Here is a 25,782-nt window from a genome sequence, read left to right as displayed (position 1 = left end):
TGGGCGCTCCTTGCTGACGCGCGGGACGCTGACGCGCGGGTCGTTGCCGCGCGGGCGGGGGACGTCGATCGCCCCGGGGACCGGGCCCTCAGTCCCGCCTGCGGCCGATCTGCACGTTCTCCATCACGCCGAGCGCGTCGGGCACGAGCACCGCGGCGGAGTAGTACGTGCTGACGAGATAGGAGATGACCGCCTGCTCGTTGATGCCCATGAAGCGCACGGACAGGCCCGGCTCGTACTCGTCCGGCAGGCCGGTCTGCCGCAGGCCCACGACGCCCTGGTTGTCCTCGCCCGTACGCATCGCGATGATGGAGCTGGTCTGCTCCTTGCTGATCGGGATCTTGTTGCAGGGCAGGATGGGGACCCCGCGCCAGGCCGGGACGGACTGTCCGCCGAGGTCGACGTGGTCGGGGTAGAGGCCCGCGGCGTTGAACCCGCGACCGATCGCGGCGATCGTCCTCGGGTGGGCGAGGAAGAACTTGGTGCCCCGGCGGCGGGAGAGCAGTTCGTCCATGTCGTCCGGGGTCGGCGGGCCGGAGTGGGTCTGGATGCGCTGCTTGAAGTCGGCGTTGTGGAGCAGGCCGAACTCGCGGTTGTTGATCAGCTCGTGCTCCTGGCGCTCACGCAACGCCTCGATGGTGAGCCGCAGTTGTTCCTCGGTCTGGTTCATCGGCCCGTTGTAGAGGTCGGCGACCCGGGTGTGGACCCGCAGGACGGTCTGCGCGACGGAGAGTTCGTACTCGCGCGGATTGAGCTCGTAGTCGACGAAGGCGGTCGGCAGTTCGGCCTCGCCGACGTGGCCGGCCGACATGGCGATCTCGGCCTCGCCGTACTTGTTCTGGCGCTGCCGCGTGACGGAGCTGAACTCCTCGATGTGGGCCCGGAGGCTGGGCGCGGAGTCCCGTACGGCGGCGAAGTCGGCGCGGGAGAGGGTGAGAAGGGTGCCGGCGGTTTCGGCGGTGACCGTGTAGTCGTGGCGGGCGTCGGCGTCCAGGAGGGCGTTCTCGCCGAAGTGGTCGCCGTCCGCGAGTACCGCGATGGTGATCTCGTCGCCGTACTTGCCGTCGGAGGTCTGGGTGACGCGGCCGTGGGCGATCATGTGGATGCGGTCCGCCGGGGCGCCGCGTTCGACGAGCACCTCGCCGGCCGAGAAGTCGCGCTGCGTGCAGCGGCCGGCGAGGGCGGTGAGGACGTCGACATCGTCGAGCCCTCGCAGCAGGGCCAGTTCGCCGAGTTCGCGGGGGATCACCCGGACCGTGGCGCCCTCCTGGACGAACTCGATGCGGCCGTCGCCGACCGTGTGGCGCAGCCGTCGGTTGACCCGGTAGGCGCCGCCCTTGGTCTCGACCCAGGGCAGCATCCGCAGCAGCCAGCGGGAGCTGATCTCCTGCATCTGCGGTGCGGACTTGGTGGTGGTGGCGAGGTTGCGGGCGGCGGCGGTGCTCAGGGACTGCTGGGGCGTCTGGGGCGCGGCGGGCGTCTCGGGGCTGCTGTCGACGGTCATCGGGGTGAGTCTCTCCTTGTGTGACGGGGCGGTCGGCGCACACGGGACGGGTGTGCCGACGGCGAGACAGGGAGGAGTGAGAAATGAGGAACGGCGAGAACTGAGGAAGGGGAAATGAGGAATGGGCGGTGGTGCATGGGCGTGGAATGCGTCGGATCACGGCGATCCGTCCACGGGGAGGAAGCTAACGGCCGGTCGGGACGCGGTTGCCGCAGACGGCGAACGCTTCCTCCGAAGCGGTGACAATCATTTGAACAGGGTTTATCGGCCCCATGAGTGTTATCGCGCCATCCTTTGCCGGACCTGCCGGACCGCAGAGGCCGGCGACCACCCCTGACGGCCGGCTGCCCCTTCCGCGATCACCCATAATCAGGCCAAAGTCCGCGCACTGCTCAGCTGTGCCGCTGCGAGGAGGACAGGGCGATGACGGAACGAACGGGCCGGGTGGTCTGCGACATCACGGTCTCCGTCGACGGGTACTCGGCCGGCCTCCATCAGACGGGGGAGCGGCCGTTCGGCGACGACGGCGGCGACGGCACCGGGGCCGGACTGCACGCCTGGATGTTCGACACTCCCGAGGAGAACCGGGAGGAGATCGACCGGCTCGGAGCCGCGGGCGCCTTCATCATGGGCCGCAACATGTTCGGACCGGTGCGCGGGGCGTGGGACCGGCCGTGGAACGGCTGGTGGGGCGAGGACCCGCCCTTCCACGCGCCGGTGTTCGTGCTCACCCACCATGCGCGCGAGCCGCAGCCGATGGCCGGCGGGACCACCTTCCACTTCGTCACCGACGGCATCGAGGCGGCCCTGGACCGGGCCCGCGCGGCGGCCGGCGACCGCGACGTCGCGGTCCAGGGCGGCGCGACCACCGTCAACCAGTACCTCGCCGCCGGCCTGATCGACGAACTGCGGCTGCACATCGCCCCCCTCACCCTCGGGGCGGGCACCCGGCTCTTCGAGGGCGTCCCCCCACTGCGGCTGGAGCAGATCGGCTCACGCCCGGCGAGCCTGGTGACGCACGTGACGTACCGGGTGCTGTCCTGAGACGCACGGTCGACGGCCGCGTGCGACACCACTGACACGCCTGGCACACCGCATGTGACGCAGGTCACCGGAAGTCGGGAGTGGGGGGCGACAGCTCATTGAGGTGAGCACTCATCTGCGTACCCGGGTACGGGCCGGGGAATCGGGCGCGTTCGCGGAGCTCTTCGACAGCTACGCCCGCGCGGTCTACAACCATGCCTTCCGGCTCACCGCCGACTGGTCGGTGGCCGAGGACGTGATGGCCGCGACCTTCATGGAGGCGTGGCGGTTGCGGGAGCGGGTCGATCCCGAAGGGGGGTCGCTACGGCCCTGGTTGCTGGGGATCGCGACCAACACGGCGCGCAACCAGTACCGGTCCGACCGGCGTTACCGCGCCGCCGCCCAGGCCGCCGCCGCTGCCGGGCTGTCGGTGCCCGACCATGCCGACGAGGTGGCCGGCCGGGTCGACGACCGGCGTCGGCTCGCGGGCGCGCTCGCCGCGCTCGCCGCGCTGCGCCGTCCGGAGCGGGAGGTGATCGCGCTCTGTCTCGGAGAGGGCCTGGACTACGAGGCCGCCGCCGAGGCCCTCGGGATTCCCGTCGGGACCGTCGCCTCGCGGTTGTCCCGGGCGCGGAAGAAGCTGCGGAAGATCACCGAGGCGGCGGAGCGGTCCGGTGAAGAAGTCGCGCGGGAACGGGAAGGGTCGCGGGCCGGGCGACAGGTAAGAGGCGATCACGTCCACGCGATCCGGCCCGCACAGGAAGGAAACCGATGACCGCGAACACGTCCCGGCAGAACCCGGCCGAGTGGGACGAGAGCGCCCAGCTCCTGTCCCGGACCGCGCGGGACCTGCCACCGGGCCGCCACCAGTTCCACAAGGAGCGTTTGATGGCCCAGATCCAGCAGGACCAGCGCATACAGCACGACCACGGGATCGTCCCGGCCCCGCGGCGGCGGTCGTTCCGGCTGCCCCGGCCCGCCGTGACGCTGCCCGCCCTGGCGGCCGTCGTCGCCGGAGCCGTCGTCGCCGGGGTCGCGCTGGTCGACGGCGGCGGCGCCCGCGACGGGCTCGCCACCGGACCCGCCCTCACCACCGAGCTCGGCGCGGTCGACAGCAAGGGCGCGTCCCGGCTGCTCGACCGGATCTCGCTGGCCGCGGCCGACGGGGCGCACCCGGAGGTCGGGCCCGGCCAGTACGTCTACATCGAGTCCAAGACCGCCGACACCTTCCTGCGCACGGAGGACGGCGAGACCACGCTGGCCAGTCACGAGCTGCACCGCCGGCAGATCTGGCAGTCCGCCGACGGCACCAAGGGGTGGCTCGTCGACCCCTCCGTCAACGACAGCCCCGAGGGCGAGACCCTCAGCCTCCCCGACGAGCAGAGCAACATCCCCAGGGCCTCGCTGAACAGTCCCTCGTACGACTATCTCGCCCGGCTCACCACCGACCCCGACGAGCTGCTGGAGAAGATCTACGACGAGACCGCGGGGCACGGGAACTCCCCCGACCAGCAGGCCTTCACCACCATCGGCGACCTGCTCGGCGAAACGTACCCGCCCGCCGAGCTGTACTCGGCGCTGTTCAAGGCAGCCGCCAGGATTCCCGGCGTGGTGGTCGTGGACGACGCGGTGGACGCGGTCGGGCGGCGCGGTGTCGCGGTGGCCCGGCTGGACGAGACCAGCGGCGCGCGCGAGGAGTGGATCTTCGACAAGAAGACCCATGTCTTCCTCGGCGAGCGGAGTGTCCAGGTCGAGCGGCTCAACGGGCCCGAGGCCCTGATCGAGCCCGGCACGGTGAACTACACCAGCGCCATCCTCACCCGCGCCGTCGTCGACGGGATCAAGGAGACGCCGAGCCCGGTGCCGACCTCCGCGGGATAGCGGGACAGCCAGGGCCGCCGGGACGCCGGGACGCCGGGACCGCGAGACGCCGGGACGCCGGGACCGCGAGACGCCGGGACGCCGGGACCGCGAGACGCCGGGACCGCGGGACGGCGGGATAATCGGCGCATGGCCACTTCGACCGCCGTCCACCGCCTGGCGGTCGACGTCCTGGAACTCGGGGCGCCGTACCCGCTCGCCCTCGCCGGCGGGCGGGCGGCGCTGGTCCACGGCCTGCTGTCCCGCGCCGGTGACGGGCTGTGCGTCGCCACCGAGAGCGCCGTCCGGATGGAGCTGATCGCCGCCGCGCTCGTCACCGGGCTGACGGAGCGGGGCTGGGCCGTCCGGGTGCGGCCGGCGGCCGGCCCGCTCGCCGTACGGCTGCTCGCCGCCGGGCCGGACATCACCGGCGAGCGGGACGAGGAGTGCGTGGTGGACGTGGTCAAGGAGGTGCTCTGGCGGCCTCTCACGGCCTCCGAGGCCGGGCCGGTGCTGTCCGTCGAGGATCTCGTGGGCATCGCGGTGCGGGATCTGGCGGATCGCGGTCTGGCGCGGGACCTGGTCGTCGTACGGGCCGCCGCTCGCGCGCACTGGAGCCTTCCCGAGCTGGAGGAGCTGGGGCACCGGCACGCTCCCGAGGTCTTCGACCTCGCGGATCTGCGGGCCCGGCTGGAGGCCGTGGAGCTGGTCGACGATCACGCCTTCCTGCGTTGCGGGCTGGACGACACGGAGGTCGGCGAGCTGCGGCGGTGGGTGCAGGAGTGGGCCGACGACATCGGGGAGCGGCTGCTGGAGGCGGGGGCGCCGGAGGACGAGTGACGGTCGCCGGGCGACCTGTGGGCCGGCGGATGGGAGGGTGCGGCCTCGGGTGACGGGCGGCGCGCCGTTAGCATCCGGGGCATGACGACTTCGGAGAACACCGGAACCGGTTCCCCCCTCGATGTCGAGATCGGCGCCCTCCAGGGCGGTGCCGCCGATCTCGCGCAGTACGCCGGGAAGGTCGTGCTGGTCGTGAACGTGGCGTCCAAGTGCGGGCTGACCCCGCAGTACGCCGGGCTGGAGCGGCTCCACAAGCGGTACGCCGCCCAGGGCTTCACTGTGCTCGGCGTGCCGTGCAACCAGTTCCTCGGGCAGGAGCCGGGCACCGCCGAGGAGATCGCCGAGTTCTGCTCGGCGACGTACGGCGTGACCTTCCCGCTGACCGAGAAGGTCGAGGTCAACGGGGCCGGGCGGCACCCGCTGTACGAGCGGCTCGTCGGGTTCGAGGACGCCGAGGGGCACAGCGGGGACATCCGCTGGAACTTCGAGAAGTTCCTGATCGGCAAGGACGGGGCGGTCGTCGCCCGGTTCTCGCCGCAGACCGAGCCCGAGTCGGCCGAGGTCGTGGGCGCCGTCGAGCGGCACCTCGCCGCCTGACCCTGACCCGTGCCTTGGCCGTGGCCTGGGCTGGTGCCTGGCCTCGGCCCTGGCTCTGGGGCGGGGCCGAGCGTTTCCGTCACCGGGCGACAGGCGCCCGGTGACGGGACCGCGCCGGGACGGAGCGACGGCGCCGGGATGAAGCCGAGCCCCCTCGGCAAGGACGGCGTGCTCGACGAGAGGGCTCTTCACTGTGGTGCGTATGCAGTTGTGGATGCGTATGCAGTTGTGGATGCGTATGCAGTTGTGGGGGTCTTTCGTCGCATCAGTGGTGGTCGAGAGCGCTCCTGCCGACCTCCGTCACGAAGGCGTTCCACGAGTGCGCGGGGAAGGACAGGGTGGGACCCTCGGTGACCTTGGAGTCCCGTACCGCCATGGCGGCGACGACCGTCGACCTGATCTCGACACAAGCGCCGTTGCCGGTGGAGTACGAGGACTTGGTCCAGGTGTCCGTGACGCCCTGACGAATTGCCATTTCTGCTCCGGATTGCCAGTTGGGGGGTTGCTGTCACCGCACGGGTCCGTTCCGCGGACCTCGGGGCGGTTTGCGCCAACGTGTTGCGCGATGGCGTGATCGACGTTACTCGCCAACCTGGCTGACCGACGCGGTCGTTCACTCGACCGGATGGCATATTCCAGTGAAGTCTTCCGCCCCGGCCGGGTCACGGTGTACCGTGCCGCGCCTCCCCGGTCCGGGACCGGCCGTCCGGCGGACAGTGGGTCATCCGGTGTACTCGGCGTACTCCTTCGCGACCTTGGAGATGTACTCGCGGGACTGCTCCACGTTCAGCGCCTGCGCCCTCAAGTGCTCGTACATCACGCTGTACTTCTGCACGTCGTTGGGCTTCTCGAGGTACAGGTCGCTGGTGACGCCCTCGATGTAGACGACGCTGGAGTCGGTCGCGTCGGGGAACTCCAGGATCGCGTACTGGCCGTTCAGGCCGGGGTGCGAGCCCAGCTCGAAGGGGATCACCTGCACGGTGACGTGCGGCAGTTGGGACTGCTCGATCAGGAACTCCAGCTGATCCCGCATCAGGGAGCGGTTGCCGACGATGCGGCGCAGGGCGGCCTCGTCCAGGACGCTCCACAGGCGCAGCGGGTTGTCGGCGGTCGTGATCCGTTCCTGGCGGCGCATGCGCACCTGGACGCGCTTCTCGATGTCGGCCGGGGCGGTCTCCGGCAGGGCGCCGGTGATGAGCGCCTCCGCGTACTGCCGGGTCTGCAACAGGCCGGGCACCACCTGGGGGTCGTACACCCGCAGGCTCGCGGCGTCCGTCTCCAGGCCGATGTAGACGCTGTACGGGATGTCGCCGAAGGAGTGCCACCAGCCCTGCTGGCGCGAGTCCTTGGCCATCTGCATCAGCGACTCCACGACGCGGTGGTCCTCCACCTCGTAGACGCCGCACAGGTCGCGGACGTCGCGCTGGCTGATGCTGCGCCGCCCGTTCTCCAGACGGCTGATCTTCGACTGGGACACCAGCAGCCGGTCGGCGACCTCCTCGGCCGTCATGCCCTTGAGTTCGCGCAGCCGGCGCAGCTCCTGGCCCAGCCGGCGCCGCCTGACGGTGGGATTGACGTTGGACGCCACGGGACGTGCACCTCCGGCTGCGAGCCTCGACTTGCAACTATGCGTATCTGCTTCTGAGCAGATTGCCACCAAGGTGCTTGCCGCCGCTGGGAAACGGCGGATATGCGGCCCGCGCGGGCCCGATTCACACATGCGTCCGCGCGGGGCGGCGGGTCCGTCGGTCGTCCGGACGACGGTTCCCGTCACCCCGCGCGGTCGCTGCGGCTCCCGAACCGGGTCTTTGGGGACTCGCTGTTGGGGACTGGCCGTGTGCGGCTTTGCGGTTGTGCAGCTGTAGGTGTGCTGCGGTGTGCTGCTTCTCGTTGAGCGTGGCGCCGGGTGTTGCCATGGTGCGTGGTGCTCGCGGTCTTGCGGTGTCGTGGCTGTGTCGTGGGACTGCGGCTCAGTGGGCCACGGCACGCGCCATCGAACCGTGGTGCGGTTGCGCCGGAACGCCCCTGGCGGGCTCTCCGGCCGACCGCGCTCCGGCGGTCTGCCTGCCGCCCGGTGGGGCCGCCGCCTGGCTGCGACGCGGCTGGGCCGCGACGCCGTTCTGGACGTCCATCACGGCGTGCGCCACGAGGCCGCCCATCGGGTCGTGCCTGATGAGGTCCCGCAGCCGGGAGCGGGACGAGCGTCCCTCGTTGCCCGGATACAGGTGCTTGCCGAGTCCGACCGCGTGGGCCAGTGCGGCGAGCGCCGCGGTCCGCGGGTCCGGCGGTACGCCGGTGCGGATCGCGGAGTCCAGCCGGGCCTTGATCTCCCGGCTGATCTCGGTGTCCGTCGCCTGGTAACGAGTCGTCGGCAGCACCCCGCACATCTGGCCGGCCACCGCGGCGACCATGCCGCAGCGCTCCAGATGCGAGAGGTAGGTCTGACGCAGCCCCAATCTCGGCCCGCCGATCCAGTGGACGGCACGCACCGGAGCGCCGCGCCTTCGCAGCAACTCCAACGCGCAGTCCAATGTCGGATCACCTGTCGGCCGTGGTACAACCACGGCGATACGATCCCCGTCTGGGGCTATCCGTCCGGCCAGCGCCAGCTCCACTAGCTGTGCTCCGGCCAGACCGAGGTCGAGCGACTGCGGCTGTGCAGTGGTACCCGTGGCCGGGTCCAGTGCCAGCAGCAGAAGCTCCTCCGGAAGTGTTCTGCGGCTCCTGCCCATCCATGCCTCCCCGCGTGGATGAATGACAGGGTGACCCCTCTCACAATGGTCTGTCGAGGGTGCGTGACCAGTTCGTAGTGGAACCAGTAGGTATGTCGTTCTCGTCTACCGCTTGTGTTCAGCCCGCACACAGGACACTGGTACATGGTTCGGACAGCGCGGGCAGCGGGGTCCGGGCAGTGGTTCACGGTCCGGTCGAGGGTCGGTTTCACGGTTCGGTACGCGCACGGAGACGTGCGGCATGGAGGAGGCATCGGTGGCGGGCGAGTCCCCCGACAGGTCGAAGCAGCGCGAGTCGTCACAGGAGCCGACGCCGGGGAGCGCGAGTCCGGTTCCCGAGGCGCGTGACCCCCGGCTCGCCCTGCGCTCCACGGGGTGGGCGGCGAAGAACGGCGCCGCGGGCGACGAGCGGTTGCGTGCCGCGGTGGCGGCGTGGGTGACGACGGCGGACTCCGGCGACCGTGCCGGGACCGGGACGGACTCCGATGACGAGGGCGCCGCTTCCGGACCGGAGTCCTCCGGCGCGAAGGGATCGGAGTCCTCCGGTACGAAGGGCGCCGAGGAGGGGCCTGGGCGGGCTTCTGCGGGTGTTCCCGCCGACGCGGCCGGAGAGGGGGCCGAGGAGGCCGTCGCGGCTGCCGAGGAGGCCAGGGAGGCCGCGGACGGGGCTGCGGCGGAGGCCGACGCCGCAAAGGAGGCCGCGGACGGGGCTGCGGCGGAGGCCGACGCCGCGAAGGAGGCCGCGGACGGGTCCGCGGCCGCGGGCGCGGTGGCCGACGGCGGCGCGGTCGGCGACGGCGGCCACCACGGCGACGAGACCGGCGCCGGGCGGACCGACGACGGTGACGCCTCCCCGGCGGATGCGGGTGCCCCTGATGCCGGTGACCCCGGTGCCGGTGCCGCGGACGCCGGTGACGCCGTGGCCGCCGACGACGACCCGGCGGCCGAAGCCGACGCCGAGGCGAGCGCCGCCACGCCCGGCGCCGGTGACGGGACGGAAGCCGGCACCGCGGCCGCAGGGCCGGCCGGCGACGCCCCGGCGGACGCCGACGAGGCCGCCGCCGAGAACGCCTCCGTGCCGGGCGCCCGCAGCGAGGGCGACGTCTCCGCCACGCCGCACGACGCGCCCGACGCCCCGCCCGCCGGCGACCACCCCACCGCCGTCTTCCGCGCTCCCCGGCCGAAGCCCGCCGTCGATCAGCCCACCACCATGCTGAAGCTCGGCGACGTCAGGAAGCCGGAGCCGAAGCCCGAGTCGGAGCCGACGGAGCCGAAGTCCGACCAGGACCCGGACGACGCGACCCCCGAGTCGAAGCCGGCGGCGAAGCCGGAAGCCGACGGGGAACCGGCGACGGACCGCAAGCCGACGACGGACCGCAAGCCGGCAACGGACCCAGAGCCCGAGCCCGAGCCGAAGCCCACCCCGGCCCCGGCCCCAGGCCCTGCTCCCACCCTCGACCGCACCAGCAAGTTCGTAGCCCTCAAGCCCCTCGACACCCCCGAGACCCGCACGCCCCCCCGTTCCGCGGAGGGCCCCCGAGGCTCGGGCACCGGCGCCGGCACGGGCACCGCCGCCCCCGCCGACGCCACCGCCGTAGTCCCCCAGATCGGCCCCGAGCGGACCACGCAGCAGCCGTTGCCGCCCAAGCCACCGCTCGATCTGCTGGCCGAGCTGACCAACACCCCGCCCCCGCCGCAGACGCCCCTGCGCACCGCGCTGCGGCGGATCAAGATCTGGACGCCGCTCGTCGTGCTGCTCGCGATCGTGTTTGCGATCGTGCAGGCCGTTCGGCCACTGCCCACGCCCACCCTGGAGCTGACCGCCGAGGACTCCTACACCTTCGACGGCGACCGCGTCGACCTGCCGTGGCCCAGCGAGGGGCAGGGCGCGATGGACGTGGCCGGGATCGGGACGATGGGCGGCTTCGGGGAGCAGAAGCCCGTCGCCATCGGGTCGGTCGCCAAGGCGATGACGGCCTACCTCATCCTCAAGGAGCACCCGCTGAAGCCGGGTGAGGAGGGGCCGAAGATCGAGGTCGACGCGCTGGCCGAGAAGGAGGGCGGCTACGACCAGCAGGGCGAGTCGACGCTCAACACCGTCAAGGAGGGCGACACGCTGACCGTGCGCCAGGCGGTCGCGGCCATCATGATCCCGTCGGCGAACAACATCGCCCGGTTGCTGGCACGCTGGGACGCGGGCTCCCAGGAGGCGTTCGTGAAGAAGATGAACGACGCCGCCAAGGACCTGGGCATGAAGAACACGACGTACACCGACCCCTCGGGTCTAGAGGAGACGACGGTCTCCACGGCCGTGGACCAGGTGAAGCTCGGCAACGAGCTGGTGCGGATGCCGGCGCTGGTGGAGATCACCAAGCTGCCCGAGTGGGTCGACCCGTCCGGCAAGAAGTGGCGCAACTGGAACGCCCTCGTCCCTTACGACGGCGCGATCGGCATCAAGACCGGCACCACCACCGCGGCCGGCGGCAACCTGCTGTTCGCCGCGGTCAAGGAGGTCGGCGGCGAGTCGGTCACCGTGGTCGGCGCGATCCTCGGGCAGCACACGCCGCCGATCATCGACACCGTCAACGCGGTCAGCCGTACGGCGATGATCGGCGCGCAGGAGGCGCTGGAGTCGGCGAAGGTCCTGAAGAAGGGTGACGTCGTCGGGTACGTGGACGACGGTCTGGGCGGCCGTACGCCCGTGGTCGTGACGGAGGACGTCGCGGCGGTCGGCTGGCCGGGGCTGAAGGTGGAGCTGTCCTTCGTCTCGGACGAGGTCCCGCACACGGCGAAGGCCGGGACCAAGGTGGCCACGCTCACCGTGGGCGACGGCAGCGGCGGCGCGGTCGAGGTGCCGGTCGCCCTCCAGTCGGACCTCGCCGAGCCGGGCTTCGCCGACCGTCTCACCCGCGTCGCCTGACCGGTGGGGCGGCCTGCCGCCCCACCGTCCCGCACACCCGCCACGCACCCCGCCGGACGGCCCCCACCCGGAGCGCCGCCCGGCGGGGTGCGTGCTAGCGTCACGAATCGGGACAGGCCGCCCGCCTGCGCGAACCGGACGGAAATCGGACGGAAACCACGGGTCGCATGGCCGAAAACCGGCGGCGAACGGCAGGCGCGGCGGGAACACGTCCCTGAACACACGTATTGGGGACACGGGGAGTGCCGACAGGTGGCGACTGCGGAGCCGACACGCACCGACGACACGGGTCCGGACGCGGAGACCGAGGCCGGCCCTCGAATACGCGTACCCGAGTCCCCCGGACGCCGGTCCCTGCGTGAGCGCCCGACCCGGCACCCCGTCCTCTTCGTCACCGCCGTCGCGGGTGTGCTGCACATCGTGTGGTTCTTCACGTTCGCGAACAGCGGCGGCGACCTCGCGGCGCAGGACGCCTGGGCCGAGTTCGTCGGCCGGCATCCCGACTCGGCGTACAACTTCGCCTGGTACGGCGGCATCCACCCGGTGTCGTACAGCGTGGTGTCGCCGTATCTGATGTCGGTCCTCGGCGTCCGGACGACGATGATGATCGCGGGGACGGTGTCGGCGGGGCTGCTGACGCTGGTGCTGATCCGCAGCCGGGCGGTGCGGGAGCCGCTGTGGCCCGCGCTGGCGGGTGTGTTCGCGCTGCTGTGCAACGCGGCCTCGGGCCGGGTGACGTTCGGTCTGGGCACGGTGTTCGCGCTGGGGGCGGTGGCCGTCGTGTTCTGCTGGCCGCACCGCTGGCGGCACAAGCGGTGGGCGAAGGCGCTGTGCGCGGCGCCGCTGGCCGCGCTGGCGACGATGGGCTCGCCGGTGGCGGGCCTGTTCGTGGGTCTGGTGGCGGTGGCGCTGTTCCTGCAGAAGCGCCGGCCGGGCGCGTGGGCGCTGGGGCTCGGGCCGGCCGCGGTGGTGGCGGTGTCGGCGTGGGCGTTCCCGTTCTCCGGCACCCAGCCGATGTCGTTCGGGTCGGCGGCGCTGCCGTTGCTGTACTCGGTCCTGATCTTCCTGCTGGTCCCGCCGGCGTGGAGGACGGTGCGCATCACGGCGGCCGTGTACCTGCTGTCCGTGCTGCTGGTGTGGCTGATCAGCTCGCCGATCGGCTCGAACATCACCCGGCTGCCGATGCTGTTCGCCGGCGTCGCGCTGCTGGCGGCGCTGCCGTTCACGGCGCCGCGGTCGCGCAAGTGGTACGCGATCGTGCTGGCCTTCGCCGGATTCACCGGGTGGATCGGCTTCAAGTCCGTCGACGACGTCGTGCACACCACTCCGCGGGCGGCGTGGGCGCGCGAGCTGGCGCCGCTGGTGAACGAGTTGCAGGAGGTCGGTGCCGACAAGGGCCGCGTCGAGGTGGTCCCGGCCCGCTCGCACCGCGAGGCCTCCGCGCTGGAGACGTATGTCTATCTGGCCCGCGGCTGGAACCGCCAGGCCGACATGAAGCGCAACCCGCTGTTCTACGACGACACCCTGAACTCGGCGAACTACCACGAATGGCTCAAGCGGTGGGCGGTGCACTACGTGGTGCTGCCCAAGGACGAGCCGGACGGCGACGGCGGCGAGCGGGAGCGGGAGCTGGTGCAGCGCGGGCTGCCGTATCTGCGGCAGATCTGGGGCGACGCGAACTGGCAGCTGTTCGCCGTGGACGATCCGACCCCGCTGGCCGATCCGCCCGCGACCGTGGAGCGCGCCGCGCAGGACGGGATGACGCTGCGGGTGCGGGAGCCGGGCCGGGTGCTGATCCGGGTGCCGTACTCGCCCTGGCTCAAGCTGGTCGACGCCGACGGCGAGGGCGTCGAGCCGCCGCGGGAGACGGAGGCCTCCAGGAACCGGCCGGAGGGCATGCCGAAGACGTACGAGAACGTCAGCGGCTGTCTGACGGAGACGGAGGAGGACGCGAAGGGCGACCGGTGGACGGTGCTCGTCGCGCCGCGCGCCGGGACGTACCACCTGGCGTCGCCGTACGAGCTGCCGCGCGGGACGCCCTGCCCGGAGGAACTGCGCTAGGCCGCAGGCCGCCCTCTCGCCCTCGCGCGCACTCTTCCGCCGTTCTCCGCACTGCCTTCCACCGTCCTCCGCACTCTCTCCCCCGCCCGGTTTCCGTCGCTTTCCGCCACCTTGCGCGCGCCCTCTCGCGCCTTCCCCGCGACTCCTCCCCACCACCCATCCACCCCGCCTCAGTTCATAAATCTGAACCGAAGTCATCACCCAGAACTATTTTACCCGCTCTTGACCTTCCTCTTCCTTGTCGCGCCCGCACCACCGCACCCACGATGAGCGGGCACTTCGCGGCCTGGCTCGCCCTTCTCCCGCTCACGCGAAGTGTCGCGCTGCTGAGCGGAGTTCACAAGGCGGACCCTGGAAGGGGGCACATGAACAGTCTCGACTGGGCCGTGCTCATCGGCTACTTCGGCGTGATGGTCGCGATCGGCATCTGGTCGCACAAACGCGTGGACACCGTGAGCGACTTCTTCACCGCGGGCGGCAAGATGCCCTGGTGGCTGTCGGGCATCTCGCACCACATGTCCGGCTACAGCGCGGTGATGTTCACCGGGTACGCGGGCATCGCCTACACCTACGGCGTGACGTCCTTCGTCACCTGGTCGTTCCCCATCGCGCTGGGCATCGCCATCGGCTCGAAACTGTTCGCGCCGCGCATCAACCGGCTGCGCGGCCGGCTCCATGTGGCGTCCCCGCTCGAATACCTCAAGAACCGCTACAACCTGCCCACCCAGCAGGCGCTCGCCTGGTCGGGCATGCTGCTGAAGATCGTCGACGTCGCGGCGAAATGGGCGGCCATCGCCACCCTGCTCTCCGTGTTCACCGGCGTATCCCTCAACCAGGGCATCCTCATCACCGGTGTGGTCACGGGCATCTACTGCACCATCGGCGGCCTGTGGGCCGACGCGCTGACCGAACTGGGCCAGTTCATCATCCAGTTGCTGGCCGGCGTCGCGATGTTCGTGGCGGTGCTCGTCGAACTCGGCGAGTACGGCGGCTTCTTCGGCGTCTGGGACGAGCCGGCCCTCGACGGCCACGAGAAGCCGCTGGTCGGGCCGTACGGCACCGTGTTCCTGCTGGCGTTCCTGTTCATCAAACTGTTCGAGTACAACGGCGGCATGCTGAACCAGGCCCAGCGGTACATGGCCACGCCCAACCCGAAGGAGGCCGAGCGCTCGGCGCGCCTGTCGGCGATCCTCTGGCTGGTCTGGCCGCTGGTGCTGTTCTTCCCGATGTGGATGTCGCCGCTGCTGGTGGAGTCCCAGAAGCCCGACGGCTCCGACTCCTACGCCCTGATGACCGAACAGCTGCTGCCGCACGGTCTGCTGGGCCTGGTCATCGTCGGCTTCTTCTCGCACACCATGGCCATGTGCTCCTCCGACGCCAACGCCATCGCCGCCGTCTTCACCCGTGACGTGGCGCCGGTGCTGTCGTCCAAGGCGCGGCAGTGGAGCGAGCGTTCGGGCCTGATCGCGGCGCGGCTGACCACCGTCGTCTTCCTGGCGCTGTCCATGGCGGTGGCCACGCAGGTCAACTCGCCGACGTTCAAGGACATCATCACCGTCGTGATCAAGTGGGTGGCCGGTCTGATGGGCCCGATCGCGATCCCGATGATGCTGGGTCTGCTGCGCCAGTTCCGCCGCTCCGGCCCCACGGCGGCGCTCACCAGCTGGGCGGCCGGTCTGCTGGCCTTCTGGCTGGTCAACTACCCGATCCACTGGAACGTCGACGGCGGCGTGCCGCTCCAGTTCCAGGTGTCCATCCCGCTGGCGGTCTCGCTGGTGCTGTACATCGTGATCGGTTACGTGAAGCCGGAGGACACTCCGGAGCGGCTCGCCATCATCGAGCGGCTCAACACCGACGGGGACGACGGCGCGGCGGCCGCCGCGGTGCCGGCGCCGGCGGGCGCGGCGGACGGTGTCGTGGGAACGACGGGCAAGGACTGACCGGGGTCGGTAACCCGGTGCCCCTGGTTCTCCCGGTTCTCCCGTACGGCGTCGGGGCGGTCCCTCCGCGGAGGGGCCGCCCCGGCTGCCGTTGCGGTCGGCGGCGTCGGCGGGTCAGGCGCGCGGGTATCGCGCCAGCCAGGCGGGGGACGCGCCGGCCGGGCCGTGCAGGGCGGGGCCCTGGGTCATCTCCATGGCGAAGTCGTCGGCGAGCTGGAGGATCGTGGGGCGGCCCTCCAGCTCGGCGAGCCAGGCCGGCGGCAGCGTGGTCTCGCCGTGCAGGGCGCCGAGGAGACCGCCGGTCAGGGCGCCGACCGCGGCGGAGGGGCCGCCGTGGTTGACGGCGAGCCGGAGCCCGTGCCGGACGTCCTCGGCGACGAGGGCGCAGTAGACGGCGGCGCCGAGCACGTCGCCGGCGGCGCCGGTGCCGAGGATCTCCTGCACCCGGCCCGGCGTGGGTATCCCCTGCCGCACGGCGCCGAGGGAACGCTGCAGGGCGTCGGAGACGGGCTCGTGGCCGGGCCGGGCGGCGAGCAGGGCGAGGGCCCGCTGCACCGCGGCGTCGAGGCTCTCACCGCAGGCCAGGGCGTGCACGACGACGGCGTACCCGCCCGCCGCCAGGCAGGAGACCGGGTGGCCGTGGGTCTGGGCCGCGCACTCGACGGCGAGCTGGAGGACGAGCTGCGGTTCCCAGCCGACGAGCAGCCCGAACGGCGCGGAACGACCGGCCGCCTCCGGTCCCGTCTCGCCGGGGTTCTTGGGCGCGTCGAGGGTGCCCATGACGTCGTCGCCGAGGCCGAGCAGCAGCGGGCGGGGCGGATTGCGGCGGGCGTACAGCCACTCCTCGCGGGCGAGCCAGCCGTCGTCCTCGCGCCGCTCGTCGGGTCCCCAGTCGTGCTGGGTGGCGATCCAGCGGCGGTAGGCGCGGTGCAGGTCGGTCGGCGGGTGCCAGGCCCCGGTGTCGCGGCGGACCTGGGCGCGGATCAGCCCGTCGACGGAGAACAGGGTGAGCTGGGTGAGGTGGGTGACGGCCCCGCGCCGACCGAACGCGGGCACCGGATCGACGATGCCCTCGGCTCCGTACGCCTCCCGGATGCCGCCGAGGTCCAGCGCGTCGACGGGCGCCCCGAGTGCGTCCCCCACGGCGACGCCGAGGAGTGTGCCCCGCACCCGGCTGCGGAAGTCCTGCTGCTCGGTACGGCCCCAGACGGCGCCGGCAGTCGCACCCACCCAGACCTCCCGGGGCACCGTTCGCTCCTACGACGCTCAGCACTGTATGCGACGGGGTCGCGGGGGGCGCGTGGTTCCGGGTCCGAACCACGGGCGACACGGCCGGCGGGGACGCCCGGGTCCACGGGGCCGAGTCGGGGCGTCGGAGCCCGCGGCGGCGGGAAGAAGCCAGCCATGACTCCCACCGCGCCCCGTCCACTCCCCCTCGCCGCCGCTCTCCTCACCGGGACCGTCGCGCTCTACATGGCCCTCGTCGCGTTCGGGAACATCACCGACTTCGGGACCAATCAGGCGTTCGTCCGGCATGTGCTGGCCATGGACACCACGTTCGAGGACGAGGACCTGATGTGGCGGGCGATCACCAGTGAAGGGCTGCAGGACGCGGCGTACGTGCTGATCATCGTCTGGGAGGCGGTCGCCGCGCTGGTGCTGGTCGCCGGGACCTGGCTGTGGTTCCGGCGGGCCCACGCGCGGGCCCGGCGGGTGTCGACGTACGGGCTGCTGATGGTGATGCTGCTGTTCGGGGCCGGGTTCATCGGGATCGGCGGCGAGTGGTTCGCGATGTGGCAGTCCGAGGACTGGAACGGGCTGGACGCGGCCACGCGGGTGTTCGTGCTCGCGGGCGTGGTGCTGCTCGTGAACCACCTGCCGCTCGGGCGGGACTCCGACGGCTCCGCTACTTGACGACCGTCACCGTCGTCCCGGCCGTCGCGAACTTCCACACCGCCGAGCCGTCCGCCGACCGCATGCGGATGCCGCCCGTCTGCGCGCCGGCCTCGGGCGGCGGGGGCGAGGAGCCGTCCACCGCGCTGGAGAAGGCGATGTTCACGCCGGACTTGGCGGTGAAGTAGACGATGTGCTCGATCGCCACGCCGTCCGACCCCGTCGTCGCCTCGGTGCGCGCGCCGACGGTGTACTTGCCGGGGTCGGGGTCGACCGTGCCCGGCCAGACGGTGAACGTGCGGCGCGTGCTGTCGCTGGCGTCGACCAGCCAGACGCGCCGCTGCCCGAGGGAGTACACGATCCGCCGTCCGGTGCCGGAGTCGTCCGGCACCGCGGCCGGCGGGCGGTCCTTCGGCCTGGCCGACGGTTTCGCGCTCGCGGACGCCGAAGGGGTCGGGCTCGCGACGGCCGTGGGGTGGGGGCCCTGCTCGGCCTGTACGGCCATGACGACGACCGCCGCCACCGCCCCCACGGTCAGGCCGCTCACCCAGGCCCACGAGGGAAGCCGTCGGGCAGGCACGGGCACGCATCTCCTCAGTCTCCGGCCCCCGACACCGGGGGTCGGATCATCGTACTGTGAGCGCCCGGGGCCTCAGTCAAGCACCGGCAGCAGCTCCGGCAGGTGCCCGTCCGACCGCGCCGCGGCCCGCTGCCGTTCCTCCGGGACCTCGCCGTAGAGGGTGGTGCGGGGCTTCGCCGGGCGGCCGGCCGCCGCGGCGATCGCGGTCAGGTCGCGCACCGACTTGTAGGAGCCGTACGACGAGCCGGCCATCCGGGAGATCGTCTCCTCCATCAGCGTGCCGCCGAGGTCGTTCGCGCCGGAGCGGAGCATCTCGGCCGCCCCTTCCGCGCCCAGTTTGACCCAGCTGGTCTGGATGTTGGGGATGTGCGGGTGGAGGAGGAGCCGGGCCATCGCGGTGACCGCGCGGTTGTCGCGGACCGTGGGGCCGGGGCGGGCGATGCCGGCCAGGTAGACGGGCGCGTTGGTGTGGATGAAGGGCAGGGTCACGAACTCCGTGAAGCCGCCGGTGCGTTGCTGGATGCGCGCGAGGGTGCGCAGGTGGCCGAGCCAGTGGCGGGGCTGGTCCACGTGGCCGTACATCATGGTCGAGCTGGAGCGGACGCCCAGGTCGTGGGCGGTCTCGACGACCTCGATCCAGGTGGCGGCGGGCAGTTTGCCCTTGGTGAGGATCCAGCGGACCTCGTCGTCGAGGATCTCGGCGGCCGTGCCGGGGATGGAGTCCAGGCCCGCCTCCTTCGCCGCCGTCAGCCACTCGCGGATCGACAGGCCGGTGCGGGTGGCGCCGTTGACCACCTCCATCGGCGAGAACGCGTGCACGTGCATTCCCGGCACCCGCTCCTTGACCGCCCGCGCGATGTCGAAGTACGCCGTCCCCGGCAGGTCGGGGTGGATGCCGCCCTGCATGCAGACCTCCACCGCGCCCACGTCCCACGCCTGTTGGGCGCGGTCGGCCACCTGGTCGAGGGAGAGGGTGTAGGCGTCGGCGTCGGTGCGGCGCTGGGCGAAGGCGCAGAAGCGGCATCCGGTGTAGCAGACGTTGGTGAAGTTGATGTTCCGGGTGACGATGTAGGTGACGTCGTCGCCGACCGCCGACTTCCGGACGTCGTCGGCCACCTTGCACAGGGCGTCCAGTGCCGGGCCGTCGGCGTGCAGGAGGGCGAGGGCCTCGGCGTCGGTCAGGCGTGCGGGGTCGTCGGCCGCCGTGCGCAGGGCCTGGCGGACGTCCGTGTCGATGCGCTCGGGGACCATGCCGGGGGCGGCGGCCTCGCGCAGGGCGGTCCAGTCGCCGTACACCTCGTCGAAGTCGTCCCGGCGGTCGGTCGTACGGCCCTCGGTGTCGATCGTGGCGTGCAGGTCGGTGCGGCCGGACGCGGTGAACGCCTCGTCCGGCTCCTGCCAGGGCAGGCCGCGCGGCCGGGCGTCCTCGCGGGCCAGCCCCGTCTCCGGGTCGGCGAGCGCCGCGACGTGCGGGCGCAGCCGGGGGTCCAGCCAGGGCTCGCCGCGGCGGACGAACTCCGGGTAGACGCAGAGGCGCTCGCGGAGTGTGAAGCCCGCCGCGGCGGACCTGGCCGCCAGTTCCTCGATCTGCGGCCAGGGGCGTTCCGGGTTGACGTGGTCGATCGTCAGCGGGGAGACGCCGCCCCAGTCGTCGATGCCCGCGCCGATCAGCCGCTCGTACTCGCCCTCGACCAGGTTCGGCGGGGCCTGGAGGCAGGCGCCGGGGCCCATGATGTGCCGGGCGACGGCCACCGTGGCGACCAACTCGTCCAGTTCCGCGTCGGGCATGCCGCGCATGGCGGTGTCCGGCTTGGCGCGGAAGTTCTGGATGATCAGTTCCTGGATGCCGTGGTAGGCGCGGGCGACCCTGCGCAGCGCGAACAGGGACTCGGCGCGCTCCTCGTACGTCTCCCCGATGCCGATCAGCAGGCCGGAGGTGAAGGGGACGGACGAGCGGCCGGCGTCCTCCAGGACGCGCAGGCGCACGGCGGGCTCCTTGTCCGGCGAGCCGAAGTGCGGGCCGCCGGGCTCCGACCACAGGCGGGTCGCGGTGGTCTCCAGCATCATGCCCATCGAGGGGGCCACGGGCTTGAGCCGCTGGAAGTCGGTCCAGCTCATGACGCCGGGGTTGAGGTGGGGCAGCAGGCCCGTCTCCTCCAGGATGCGGACGGAGACGGCGCGGACGTAGGCGAGGGTGTCGTCGTAGCCGTGCGCGTCGAGCCACTCGCGCGCCTCCGGCCAGCGGTCCTCCGGCTTGTCCCCGAGGGTGATGAGGGCTTCCTTGCAGCCGAGGGCGGCCCCCTTGCGGGCGATGTCCAGCACCTCGTCCGGCGACATGAACATCCCGTGCCCGGCGCGGCGCAGCTTGCCGGGGACGGTGACGAACGTGCAGTAGTGGCACTTGTCCCGGCACAGCCGGGTCAGCGGGAGGAAGACGCTCTTCGAGTACGTGATGACGCCGGGCCGCCCGGCCGCCTCAAGGCCCGCGTCCCGCACCCGGGCGGCGGACGCGGTGAGGTCGTCCAGGGCCTCACCGCGGGCCTGCAGCAGGACCGCGGCCTCGGCGATGTCCAGGGCGACGCCGTCACGGGCGCGTTTGAGGGCGCGACGCAGGGAGTTGTCGGTGGGTCCGGTTCCGGGGGCCGCGGAAGTCGTCATCCTTCGAGCATACGGTCGGGTGATCGGCGGCCCCGGGCTCACCGGCCGGCACGACGGGACGGCACGGGCCACGCCCGCCGCGCCTCGCCGGTGCGGCGCGACCGAACGGACCGCGCCCACCGCGTCCCGTCGGTGGGACGGACCGTCACGGAGACGCGCGTGTCCGCATACGTACCGCGCGGGACGGCCGATGCGCGTACCGACCGGCCGACATCGCGCGCTCCCACGGCCGAGTACGGCCGTGTACAGCCAATTTCCCTGTCTTTCCGCGGCAGTTCACGCGCGTCCGGAAGAGTCGTGGCATGTGTGACGACCACCACGACCACGGCCCCGGCCGCCGCGCCCTCCTCGTGTCGGGCGCCGCCGCCGCGCTGACGTCGGGAAGCGTGACCTTCGCCTCGGCCGCCGACGGCGGCCAGGAGACCCGGACCGTGCGCGGCACGCTGCCGCCCGGCTCCCCCGACTTCGTCTACCTCCCGGTCGAGGTCCCGGCCGGCGTACGGGAGATCAGGGTCGCCTACTCCTACGAGCGGCCCGCCGTCCCGGCCGGCACCCAGGGCAACGCCCTCGACATCGGCATCTTCGACGAACGCGGCACCGGCCTGGGCGGCAAGGGCTTCCGGGGCTGGTCGGGCGGGGCGCGCCGGGAGTTCTTCCTGCGCGCGGACACCGCCACGCCCGGCTATCTGCCGGGACCGGTCCGCGAGGGCACCTGGCACATCGCGCTCGGCCCGTACACCGTGGCCCCGCAGGGGCTGTCGTACGAGATCACCGTCACGCTCGTGTACGGCGAGCCGGCGCCCGCCGTGAGCCCGGTGTACCCGCCGGAGCGGGCGAAGGGGCGGGGCCGGGCCTGGTACCGGGGCGACTGCCATCTGCACTCCTGGTACTCCGACGGCCGGCGCACCCCGGCCGAGATCGGCGCACTCGCGCGGGCGGCCGGGCTCGACTTCATCAACACCTCCGAGCACAACACCCACGCCGGGCACGCGCACTGGGCGGACGTCGCCGGCGACGACCTGCTGGTGATGCTGGGCGAGGAGGTCACCACCCGCAACGGTCACGTCGTCGCCGTCGGCACCGACCCCGGCACCTTCGTGGACTGGCGGTACCGGGCGCGGGACAACCGCTACGGACGGTTCGCCCGGCAGATCCGGCGGGCCGGAGGGCTGGTGGTCCCGGCCCACCCGCACGCCACCTGCATCGGCTGCAACTGGAAGTTCGGGTTCGGCGAGGCCGACGCGGTCGAGGTGTGGAACGGCCCCTACACGGCCGACGACGAGGTGTCCCTGGCCGACTGGGACGGCATGCTGGCAGCGTCCGTGCGCGACGGGCGGGGCTGGATCCCGGCGATGGGCAGCAGCGACGCCCACCGCGACCCGGACGTCGTGGGCCGCCCGCAGACGGTGGTCCTCGCCGACGACCTGACCCGCGAGGCGATCCTCGACGGCATCCGGGCGGGCCGCTCCTACGTCGCCGAGTCGTCGAGCGTGGTGCTGTCCTTCACGGCGGCCGGCGGGCGCGGCCGGCACGCGGGCATCGGCGAGCGGCTCGACGTCGCGGCGGACGCCCCGGTGACCGTCCGCCTGGAGGTCGTGGGCGCGCCGCGGTGCGTCGTCCGGCTCGTCACCGACCAGGGGGTGCTGCACACCGCCGGGCCGCTGCCGGAGTCCGGGGACGGCGTGGTGGAGTGGCGTACGACGCCCGCCTACGCGGCGTACGTGCGCGCGGAGGTCCGCCACGAGGCCCCGGCCGGACCGCTGCCCGGGCCGCCGGCGGCGTTCACCAACCCGATCTTCCTGGGCCGCGGCGCGGACCGAACCGCCGCCGGCGCGCGCTGAGACTCCGCCGGTGGGCACGAAGCTCCCGTCGACGCGCCCGGAGCTCCCGTCGACGCGCACGGAAACCCCGTCGGCCGCCGCGCCCTCCGATTGTTCGACTCTGTCCGGAAGTGAGCGGAGAAGGTGTGGAGGTCGTGTGGAACACCGTTTGTTGGCTTGTGATCGGCGTCTCCCGCGGCTGACGCGTCCGGCATCGACAGGGCAAACTGACAGGGTTGCTCAGGGTGTCTAGGGGGACGGTGCGATGGACGGGGTACCGCGAGTGCCGGCACAGAGGCGCTCGGCCGCGGGCACGGACGCGGACGCGGTGGTGGGCGCCGCGCCGGGCGCGCTGCGCTTCGGTGTGCTCGGACCGGTGCGGGCCTGGCGCGGAGAGGAGCCGCTGAACACCGGCTCCCCCCAGCAACGCGCTCTGCTGGCGGCCCTGTTGCTGCGCGAGGGGCGGACCGCGACGGCGGCGGAGCTGATCGACGCGCTGTGGGGGCAGGAGCCGCCCTCGCAGGCGGTGGCGGCGCTGCGGACGTACGCCTCGCGGCTGCGCAAGGTGCTGGACGCCGGCGTGCTCGCGAGCGAGTCGGGCGGGTACGCGATCCGCTCGGTCAGCGACGGCGCACTGGACCTGGCGGTGGCGCAGGAACTGGCGGCCGCGGCGGAGAAGGCGCGGACGGCCGGGGACCTGTCGCAGGCGCGCGAGACCCTGAACCGGGCGCTGGCGCTGTGGGACGGCGAGCCGCTGGCGGGCGTGCCGGGACCGTACGCGCAGGCGCAGCGGGTGCGGTTGGAGGAGTGGCGGCTGCAACTCCTCGAAACGCGGCTGGACATGGACCTGGAGCAGGGCGGCCACGCCGAGGCGGTCTCCGAGCTGACCGCGCTCACCGCGGCGCACCCCCTGCGGGAGCGGCTGCGCGAGCTGCTGATGCTGGCGCTGTACCGCAGCGGCCGGCAGGCGGAGGCGCTCGCGGTGTACGCCGACACCCGCCGGCTGCTCGCCGAGGAACTGGGCGTCGACCCCCGTCCCGGCCTGCGCGAGCTCCAGCGCCGCATCCTCCAGGCCGACCCGGCCCTGGCGGAGCCGCCGGCGCCGGTGGGCGAACCGGCCGCCGTGGTCGTACGCCCCGCCCAACTCCCGGCGACGGTCCCGGACTTCACGGGCCGGGCGGCCTTCGTGCAGGAGCTGGGCGACATGCTGGCCTCGGCGGACGGCCGGGTGATGGCGGTGTCCGCCCTCGCCGGGATCGGCGGCGTCGGCAAGACGACCCTCGCGGTGCACGTCGCCCACCGGGCGCGGGCCGCCTTCCCGGACGGGCAGCTGTACGTCGACCTCCAGGGCGCCGGTCCCCGCGCGGCCGAGCCGGAGACGGTCCTCGGGTCGTTCCTGCGCGCCCTCGGCACGGCCGACTCGGCGATCCCGGACTCGCTGGAGGAGCGGGCGGCGCTGTACCGGTCGGTGCTGGACGGGCGGCGGGTGCTGGTGCTGCTGGACAACGCGAAGGACGCGGCGCAGGTGCGTCCGCTGCTGCCGGGGACGGAGGGGTGCGCGGCGCTGGTGACCTCGCGGGTGCGGATGGTGGACCTCGCCGGCGCGCAACTGGTCGACCTGGACGTGATGTCGCCGGACGAGGCGCTGGCCCTGTTCACGAGGATCGTGGGCGAGGAGCGGGTCGCCTCGGAGCGGGACGCGGCGCTGGACGTGGTCGCGGCGTGCGGTTTCCTGCCGCTGGCCATCCGGATCGCGGCGTCCCGGCTGGCGGCGCGGCGCACCTGGACGGTGTCGGTGCTCGCCGCGAAGCTGGCCGACGAACGCCGGCGGCTGGACGAGCTGCAGGCGGGCGACCTCGCGGTGAAGGCGACGTTCGAGCTGGGCTACGGCGCGCTGGACGCGGCCCAGGCCCGCGCGTTCCGCCTGCTGGGCCTGGCGGACGGGCCCGACATGTCCCTGGCCGCCGCTGCCGCCGTGCTCGACCTGCCGGTGGACGACACGGAGGACCTGCTGGAGTCCCTGGTCGACACGTCCCTGCTGGAATCGGCGGCCCCCGGCCGCTACCGCTTCCACGACCTGGTCCGCCTCTACGCGCGTGCGTGCGCGGAACGCGACGAACAGTCGTCCGGGGAGCGGGAGTCGGCGATGTCGCGGCTGTTGGACTTCTATCTGGCGACGGCGGCGGGGGTGTACGCGATCGAGCGGCCGGGGGACCGGCTGGTGGACCATCTGGAGCCCACCGATCATCCCGGCCTGCGGTTCGCCGACGGGGCCGGCGCCCTGGACTGGCTGTACACCGAGGCGGCGTGTCTGCTCGCCTGTGTGCGGCAGGCCGCCGGCACCGACCGTCTGCGCCGCGCCGTGGACCTCCTGTGGGCGGCCAAGGACCTCACCGAGTCGGGGGCCAACTCCCATCAGTACGAGACGACCGCCCGGGCGATGTGCGAGGCGACCCGCACCGCCGGCGACGTCCGCGCGGAGGGCCGGGCCCGCACGACGCTCACCAACGTGCTGCTGATCTCCGGGCGCATCCAGCAGGCCGAGGAGCAGGCGCAGCTCGCGATGGAGCTGGCGGCCGCCGCCGGAGACGACCGCGCGGTCAGCTGGGTCGCCAACGACCGCGGGCTGATCTCCCTGCACCAGGGCCGCTACGCGGACGGCAAGACGTTCCTGGAGCAGGCCATAGACGGCTACCGCGCGGCGGGCAACCGGCCCGGTGAGGCCCTCAGCCTGTGCAATCTCTCCCGCGCGCACCTCGGCATGGGCAACACCGACAAGGCCGTCGAGATCGCCCAGCGCGGTCTGGCCGCCCAGTTGGCGATCGGCCGCACGATGCGCCTGGCCAACGGGCACTTCACCCTGGGCATCGCCCTGACCCGGGCGGGGCGGCACGCCGAGGCGCTCAGCCAGTTCTCCGACGCGCTGCACATCTTCCGCGACCACCGCCAGCGTCTGTGGGAGGGCGTCACCCACTTCCGCGTGGCGGAGGCGCACTTGGCGGCCGGCCGGCCCGCACAGGCGGCGCAGCACGCCGAACAGGCCCTGTCCCTGGGGTGCATCGGCGGCGACCGGATGCGGGGCAACGTCCTGGCCCTGCTCGGCCGGGCGCTGTCCGGCCTCGGCCAGGCGGACCGGGCGAAGGCCTGCTGGCGGGAGGCGCTGACCCTGTTCGAGCAGCACGGCGGGCTCGTCGAGGCGGACCAGGTGCGCGGTCTGCTCTCCGCCGAGAAGGCGGCGTAGGCATACGGAGACACGTCTACGTACGGGCGTTCAGCATTCGTTTATCGCGGCACGGCACTGTGGTGCCTGTCGGACCGTCGCGTCGGGGGGCAGGCGGTCCAGCAGGGAGCACG

Annotated in this window: 18 protein-coding genes; 11 read left to right on the top strand and 7 right to left on the bottom strand. The window is 72.6% G+C overall.

Annotation, left to right across the window (positions count from 1 at the left end; translation table 11 throughout):
* Positions 1 to 88: 88 nt before the first annotated feature.
* The gene (locus ABZY13_RS13015) at positions 89 to 1,504 is read right to left on the bottom strand and encodes a family 2B encapsulin nanocompartment shell protein (protein ID WP_356629848.1); all 1,416 of its coding nucleotides are present in this window, start codon (positions 1,502 to 1,504) and stop codon (positions 89 to 91) included.
* Between the two features lie 423 nt (positions 1,505 to 1,927).
* Between ABZY13_RS13015 and ABZY13_RS13010 the strand changes: the two genes are divergently transcribed.
* From ABZY13_RS13010 to ABZY13_RS12990, 5 genes are all read left to right on the top strand, one after another.
* Positions 1,928 to 2,548: a dihydrofolate reductase family protein gene (locus ABZY13_RS13010; protein WP_356629846.1), complete on the top strand. Its 621-nt coding sequence runs from the start codon at positions 1,928 to 1,930 to the stop codon at positions 2,546 to 2,548.
* A 103-nt stretch (positions 2,549 to 2,651) separates the two neighbouring features.
* Positions 2,652 to 3,302 carry an RNA polymerase sigma factor gene (locus ABZY13_RS13005; protein ID WP_356629844.1) on the top strand — a complete coding sequence of 217 codons (651 nt, stop codon included), beginning with the start codon at positions 2,652 to 2,654 and terminating at the stop codon, positions 3,300 to 3,302.
* Complete coding sequence (locus tag ABZY13_RS13000) at positions 3,299 to 4,408, top strand: CU044_5270 family protein (protein WP_356629842.1); 1,110 nt, start codon at positions 3,299 to 3,301, stop codon at positions 4,406 to 4,408. Before ABZY13_RS13005 ends, ABZY13_RS13000 begins: the two co-directional genes overlap by 4 nt.
* Positions 4,409 to 4,537: 129 nt before the next feature.
* Complete coding sequence (locus ABZY13_RS12995) at positions 4,538 to 5,227, top strand: hypothetical protein (protein WP_356629840.1); 690 nt, start codon at positions 4,538 to 4,540, stop codon at positions 5,225 to 5,227.
* An 81-nt stretch (positions 5,228 to 5,308) separates the two neighbouring features.
* Positions 5,309 to 5,824 (top strand): glutathione peroxidase, encoded by a 516-nt coding sequence (locus tag ABZY13_RS12990; RefSeq protein ID WP_356629838.1) that lies wholly within the window; start codon positions 5,309 to 5,311, stop codon positions 5,822 to 5,824.
* Positions 5,825 to 6,089: 265 nt separating this feature from the next.
* Here ABZY13_RS12990 and ABZY13_RS12985 read toward each other — a convergent pair whose 3' ends face one another.
* From ABZY13_RS12985 to ABZY13_RS12975, 3 genes are all read right to left on the bottom strand, one after another.
* Entirely contained in the window at positions 6,090 to 6,299 is a 210-nt protein-coding gene (locus tag ABZY13_RS12985) for a DUF397 domain-containing protein (RefSeq protein WP_356629836.1), read from the bottom strand.
* 246 nt (positions 6,300 to 6,545) lie between these two features.
* Positions 6,546 to 7,412: a helix-turn-helix transcriptional regulator gene (locus ABZY13_RS12980; RefSeq protein ID WP_356629834.1), complete on the bottom strand. Its 867-nt coding sequence runs from the start codon at positions 7,410 to 7,412 to the stop codon at positions 6,546 to 6,548.
* A gap of 382 nt (positions 7,413 to 7,794) precedes the next feature.
* Positions 7,795 to 8,556: a GPP34 family phosphoprotein gene (locus ABZY13_RS12975; protein WP_356629832.1), complete on the bottom strand. Its 762-nt coding sequence runs from the start codon at positions 8,554 to 8,556 to the stop codon at positions 7,795 to 7,797.
* 241 nt (positions 8,557 to 8,797) lie between these two features.
* On the opposite strand from ABZY13_RS12975, the gene ABZY13_RS12970 reads away from it, so the two are divergent.
* The 3 genes from ABZY13_RS12970 to ABZY13_RS12960 all read left to right on the top strand — a co-directional run bounded on the left by ABZY13_RS12970 (position 8,798) and on the right by ABZY13_RS12960 (position 15,477).
* Positions 8,798 to 11,476: a D-alanyl-D-alanine carboxypeptidase gene (locus ABZY13_RS12970; protein ID WP_356629830.1), complete on the top strand. Its 2,679-nt coding sequence runs from the start codon at positions 8,798 to 8,800 to the stop codon at positions 11,474 to 11,476.
* A 252-nt stretch (positions 11,477 to 11,728) separates the two neighbouring features.
* Positions 11,729 to 13,537: an MFS transporter gene (locus tag ABZY13_RS12965; RefSeq protein WP_356629828.1), complete on the top strand. Its 1,809-nt coding sequence runs from the start codon at positions 11,729 to 11,731 to the stop codon at positions 13,535 to 13,537.
* 365 nt (positions 13,538 to 13,902) lie between these two features.
* Positions 13,903 to 15,477 (top strand): sodium:solute symporter family protein, encoded by a 1,575-nt coding sequence (locus ABZY13_RS12960; protein WP_356629826.1) that lies wholly within the window; start codon positions 13,903 to 13,905, stop codon positions 15,475 to 15,477.
* Between the two features lie 114 nt (positions 15,478 to 15,591).
* On the opposite strand, the gene ABZY13_RS12955 is transcribed toward ABZY13_RS12960, so the two are convergent.
* Complete coding sequence (locus ABZY13_RS12955) at positions 15,592 to 16,707, bottom strand: ADP-ribosylglycohydrolase family protein (protein ID WP_356629824.1); 1,116 nt, start codon at positions 16,705 to 16,707, stop codon at positions 15,592 to 15,594.
* Positions 16,708 to 16,881: 174 nt separating this feature from the next.
* On the opposite strand from ABZY13_RS12955, the gene ABZY13_RS12950 reads away from it, so the two are divergent.
* On the top strand, positions 16,882 to 17,391 hold the full coding sequence (locus tag ABZY13_RS12950; RefSeq protein WP_356629822.1) for a DUF2165 domain-containing protein: 510 nt from the start codon (positions 16,882 to 16,884) through the stop codon (positions 17,389 to 17,391).
* Here the strand turns inward: ABZY13_RS12950 and ABZY13_RS12945 are convergent.
* Together ABZY13_RS12945 and ABZY13_RS12940 are read right to left on the bottom strand one after the other, a co-directional pair.
* Positions 17,384 to 17,950, bottom strand: coding sequence for a hypothetical protein (locus tag ABZY13_RS12945; RefSeq protein WP_356629820.1), 567 nt, complete (start codon positions 17,948 to 17,950; stop codon positions 17,384 to 17,386). The two genes, ABZY13_RS12950 and ABZY13_RS12945, sit on opposite strands and share 8 nt — an antisense overlap.
* A 72-nt stretch (positions 17,951 to 18,022) precedes the next feature.
* Positions 18,023 to 20,608, bottom strand: a complete 2,586-nt coding sequence (locus ABZY13_RS12940) for a bifunctional FO biosynthesis protein CofGH (RefSeq protein WP_356629818.1) — start codon at positions 20,606 to 20,608, stop codon at positions 18,023 to 18,025.
* A 302-nt stretch (positions 20,609 to 20,910) separates the two neighbouring features.
* On the opposite strand from ABZY13_RS12940, the gene ABZY13_RS12935 reads away from it, so the two are divergent.
* Both ABZY13_RS12935 and ABZY13_RS12930 read left to right on the top strand, forming a co-directional pair.
* Positions 20,911 to 22,449, top strand: coding sequence for a CehA/McbA family metallohydrolase (locus ABZY13_RS12935; protein WP_356629816.1), 1,539 nt, complete (start codon positions 20,911 to 20,913; stop codon positions 22,447 to 22,449).
* A 244-nt stretch (positions 22,450 to 22,693) separates the two neighbouring features.
* Positions 22,694 to 25,669, top strand: a complete 2,976-nt coding sequence (locus ABZY13_RS12930; RefSeq protein ID WP_356629814.1) for a BTAD domain-containing putative transcriptional regulator — start codon at positions 22,694 to 22,696, stop codon at positions 25,667 to 25,669.
* The last annotated feature ends 113 nt before the right edge of the window (positions 25,670 to 25,782 follow it).

This window comes from Streptomyces sp. NPDC006610 (genome assembly GCF_040611575.1).
Lineage (GTDB): Bacteria > Actinomycetota > Actinomycetes > Streptomycetales > Streptomycetaceae > Streptomyces.
The sequence above is the reverse complement of the archived record's forward strand: the minus strand, read 5'-3'. Positions and strand labels throughout refer to the sequence as shown.

Coding starts and splice junctions, on each gene's coding strand:
- ABZY13_RS13015 (WP_356629848.1), bottom strand. CDS start 1,504: ATGACCGTCGACAGCAGCCCCGAGACGCCCGCCGCGCCCCAGACGCCC.
- ABZY13_RS13010 (WP_356629846.1), top strand. CDS start 1,928: ATGACGGAACGAACGGGCCGGGTGGTCTGCGACATCACGGTCTCCGTC.
- ABZY13_RS13000 (WP_356629842.1), top strand. CDS start 3,299: ATGACCGCGAACACGTCCCGGCAGAACCCGGCCGAGTGGGACGAGAGC.
- ABZY13_RS12995 (WP_356629840.1), top strand. CDS start 4,538: ATGGCCACTTCGACCGCCGTCCACCGCCTGGCGGTCGACGTCCTGGAA.
- ABZY13_RS12990 (WP_356629838.1), top strand. CDS start 5,309: ATGACGACTTCGGAGAACACCGGAACCGGTTCCCCCCTCGATGTCGAG.
- ABZY13_RS12985 (WP_356629836.1), bottom strand. CDS start 6,299: ATGGCAATTCGTCAGGGCGTCACGGACACCTGGACCAAGTCCTCGTAC.
- ABZY13_RS12975 (WP_356629832.1), bottom strand. CDS start 8,556: ATGGGCAGGAGCCGCAGAACACTTCCGGAGGAGCTTCTGCTGCTGGCA.
- ABZY13_RS12970 (WP_356629830.1), top strand. CDS start 8,798: ATGGAGGAGGCATCGGTGGCGGGCGAGTCCCCCGACAGGTCGAAGCAG.
- ABZY13_RS12960 (WP_356629826.1), top strand. CDS start 13,903: ATGAACAGTCTCGACTGGGCCGTGCTCATCGGCTACTTCGGCGTGATG.
- ABZY13_RS12950 (WP_356629822.1), top strand. CDS start 16,882: ATGACTCCCACCGCGCCCCGTCCACTCCCCCTCGCCGCCGCTCTCCTC.
- ABZY13_RS12940 (WP_356629818.1), bottom strand. CDS start 20,608: ATGACGACTTCCGCGGCCCCCGGAACCGGACCCACCGACAACTCCCTG.
- ABZY13_RS12935 (WP_356629816.1), top strand. CDS start 20,911: ATGTGTGACGACCACCACGACCACGGCCCCGGCCGCCGCGCCCTCCTC.
- ABZY13_RS12930 (WP_356629814.1), top strand. CDS start 22,694: ATGGACGGGGTACCGCGAGTGCCGGCACAGAGGCGCTCGGCCGCGGGC.